This is a genomic window from uncultured Gimesia sp. (genome assembly GCF_937910335.1).
Lineage (GTDB): Bacteria > Planctomycetota > Planctomycetia > Planctomycetales > Planctomycetaceae > Gimesia.
In genome coordinates this window covers 1-3,397 of sequence record NZ_CALEMX010000219.1, presented here as the reverse complement: position 1 = coordinate 3,397, position 3,397 = coordinate 1, and the positions used below count along the sequence as shown (strand labels likewise).

Below are 3,397 nucleotides of genomic sequence, written 5' to 3'. Positions count from 1 at the left end.
TGGATTATTAAAAAAGGTAGGCCGTTCTGAAAAATTAAATCTCTCTTGAACTCACAAGAAATTGTGATTGCTAAAACCGATTGGCACTCGACAGATTCAGATGTTTCAGGACAAACTCCATTATTATCTAAAAATTCTTATTTTAAAAACAAAATCTTAATATTTAATGGAAATCAGCTAGTATGAATTCGAACTGACGAGTACGCAGTTCTTCGCAAATGATTGTTATGAAGTAAGTTCTGTAGTCATTCCAATGTGATAGAATGCTCTCAGAGTGGTGTTCTCCTATACGAGCACGTGCTTCTTTTAGAACAAAGTCTCTCAATTTTGCATCTTCATTTCGATTGGTATAATCTGCTTCATAGAGTTCGACAAGATGATCGAGGAATTCCGCCGAACTGCTAACAATTTCTTCCATCATTTCGTCGCCCAGCCTATGTGATACACGACGTGCAAACCCTCCGAGTACAGCATTTGCAGCAACAGCCGACATAGCCTGGTCAAATTTTGTCGCATTGTGAATCCCAGATTCATTGCCACCAGGAAAAAACAGACTATGGAACTCGTCGAACCTGAAAGCACCCTGTTCTGTAATTAATTTTAGTAAGGTCTTGGTTTGAGGACCTTGGTATGACATCGTTGATCGATAAGCAGCCGTACGACTAAATGGTGCGAGCCGTTTCAGAAGACCAGCAGGGTCGACCCAGAGATTTGAAGCGATTTCTTCTGGGTGTAACTGGTTTTGAAACGGTAGTGTCTCCATAACTGATGAGTGTGTGGATTCACCACCTGCATGAGAAAAAGATTGATTGAGTTCGGTAAGAGAATTCATATCTGGATCCTTCATAGATAAGTTGTAGAAACAAAATTAAGTCAGCTACATCAGAGCTCTTAACGTGTAAATTGGAAGTCTAATTCTGATGGACACATCCGCCATCCCGCCTGGAATAAGTCATTGAGTGTGTAACCACGGCAACCTGCGACCCATCCAACCGTATGAAATTTCGATGAAAGATGTGGCTGATGGAGAACCAGATCGAGTACAGAGTTGAGATCATGTGGATCCGATTCAGAATCAAACAACAAGGTTGTCAATTCCGCAAATGATCGCCTCTTTGATGTTCCCTTTGGACTGTCAAAGAATTGGTTTTCCATCTCCGGTGATATTTTTCCAAGATCACACATTTCTTTCAACGAAATTGGTTCATCATAATCAGCGTCTTGTGGATAGAGGAGCGGACTCGTTCCGCAGCGTGAATCAAAACGCTTGTTTTTTGATAGTGGATAGCGGATATCGATCATAGTGAGTTCTCCTTTAATAATGTGAGATTGATTAATAACACGATCTCACTTGGGCCACCGCTTTCATAGACAACTTTTGTTGTTTTATGCACAGCTCACTTGGGGCTTGAGCGAGAGACACTTGATTGTGGTGATCACGACTAGTTGATTTTATTGACAACAGAGTTGGGGTGACATCAAAGAAAGTAAAAGAATATTTGAAACAGTTGATCTTCAAACTCTATTTTTAAACTAGGAAACACTAGTGAGAATTGAACAGGGGGATGATTTGAATCTTGCAAATCAGTTATTCCACAGCAAATTATTGATACTCTCACCAGCTGGATGACTGTGATCTTCAGTTACTGAATTCACACCCAATCGATTGTTACTAGTTGTTGGAATATCGGATTTATTGCTTTGTGTGCTCGCTCAAAATCCTTCATTTATTGATCAAAATCAATGGTAATGAACTGTGCCCGGGTAATTAATGTATTTCTCTAACACGTCTGCCCGTTACATAACATGTTTGAAACGGGGCAAAGTCTCGACAGTCATATTCGCGCGGTGTACACTGAATTGATCGAAGAATGAATCGGTAATCGTAATATTCCCATAGGAAAGAATCATTTGCATCTGCACCGCACTCCTAAGGTATTTGGAATCACGATCATCAGCCCTGAATGAGTTAGTTAAGTTGCTGCGAGGAAATCGATGAACAATCAGCGAAATCAAACAAGAGTTTGTTTTTTGAAGGCGGTGATATTATGCACGGTGATTTTATGCATGGGGATCAGTGCAATCCCTTCTCTGTGTGTTGCTGCAGAGAATCTTTTTCAACAGGAATACCAGAGAGACATTGTTCCGCTCTTCAGCAAGTTTTGCTTCAGTTGCCATGACGAAGATACGGAAGAAAGTGGCCTGAAACTGTCCGGTTTAGATGGATCAATGAATCATTCTAAAAAGGTCACACTCTGGAAAAAAATTCACAAGATGGTTGAATCGCAAAAAATGCCGCCCCAAGATGTCGAGCAACTGTCTCAGAAAGAGATTGCCAAATTGACGTCTTGGATCGAGAAGGGTTATCGCTTAGAGAAAAAACGATTGCAGACCCTTGGTAATCGGCACAAGATCAGGCGATTGACGAATCGAGAGTTTAACAGTTCGTTGTTGGGTTTAGTGGGTGGTGAATCATCCTTAAGAGATTTCACCGAGGAAGAAAATATTCCTCAGGATGCGGTTTCTAAAACAGGGTTTTCCAATGACGTTGAGGCTAACCATTTAACAAAGACGCATTTGAAGACGTTCAAGAAGGCGGCACTGGCGGCGCTGCAAAACTTTTCGCCCTATCTAGAGAAGCCAGCGGACCCTCTGCATTATTTTTATAACGGGGAATATTGCTATACGTGTAGAGCGACTCAAGATCACGTTATGGATTTTGTGAAAAATGTTGCGCACCCGATGACAGAAGTCGAATTTCAGAGTCGCAGAGAAATCATGAATCTCAAAGGAAACTCTTTTCTGGGCAGGCCTCTCAATAAGGCGGTCTGGGGCCCTGGTTTGTTCGCCTTCAAACAAGGTCCCCTCAAAATGTTTGATAATAATTTACTTCTAGCGAATGCGGTCGCATTCCCTGCAAGTCAAATGCATTCGAGAGGACAGTTTCAATTTCGAATTCGAGTACGAGGAAAGCCCGATGCCGCAGGCAACTTTCCCAGGATGAGAATCAAGGCCGGCTATTTTGATGTGTTTGCAAATAATTTTAAAACGTTAGATAGCGTTCAACTCACCGCCTCAGAAACAATTTATGAGTTTGAGGGAAATATCAGAGATTTTCCTTATCTGGATAGTGTGCCTGCGGAAACAACCTATCGAAATGGTAATGTGCCAAAGCTAACCGCTTTTGATTCTAACGACTGGTATAATTGCTTAGGTGCTTTTTTCATTGTTCTTGTTGAGAATGCCAGCCGCCATGAAAAAGGACTCGATCTACATCCCGGCCACCACAGAAGAAGCCTCGGGAATATTCACATCGGCTCTTTTAGCGAGATTATGGAACGAGCCCGAACGAAAACTCTCGCAAACTACTATATGCAGGATTCCAAGCTGGTTGAAG

Annotated in this window: 3 protein-coding genes; 1 reads left to right on the top strand and 2 read right to left on the bottom strand. The window is 41.8% G+C overall.

Annotation, left to right across the window (positions count from 1 at the left end; translation table 11 throughout):
- Positions 1-163 precede the first annotated feature (163 nt).
- Positions 164-847 carry a hypothetical protein gene (locus Q0668_RS08515; protein WP_298862861.1) on the bottom strand — a complete coding sequence of 228 codons (684 nt, stop codon included), beginning with the start codon at positions 845-847 and terminating at the stop codon, positions 164-166.
- Between the two features lie 44 nt (positions 848-891).
- A complete protein-coding gene (locus Q0668_RS08510) occupies positions 892-1,302 on the bottom strand; it encodes a hypothetical protein (RefSeq protein WP_298862858.1) in 411 nt (136 codons plus the stop codon).
- Between the two features lie 693 nt (positions 1,303-1,995).
- Between Q0668_RS08510 and Q0668_RS08505 the strand changes: the two genes are divergently transcribed.
- A partial coding sequence (locus Q0668_RS08505; RefSeq protein WP_298862855.1) for a c-type cytochrome domain-containing protein occupies positions 1,996-3,397 on the top strand: 1,402 nt, incomplete at its 3' end.

What these genes read in the sequence shown, in the direction of transcription:
- Q0668_RS08515 (WP_298862861.1), bottom strand. Translation starts at nt 847, where the DNA reads ATGAAGGATCCAGATATGAATTCTCTTACCGAACTCAATCAATCTTTT.
- Q0668_RS08510 (WP_298862858.1), bottom strand. Translation starts at nt 1,302, where the DNA reads ATGATCGATATCCGCTATCCACTATCAAAAAACAAGCGTTTTGATTCA.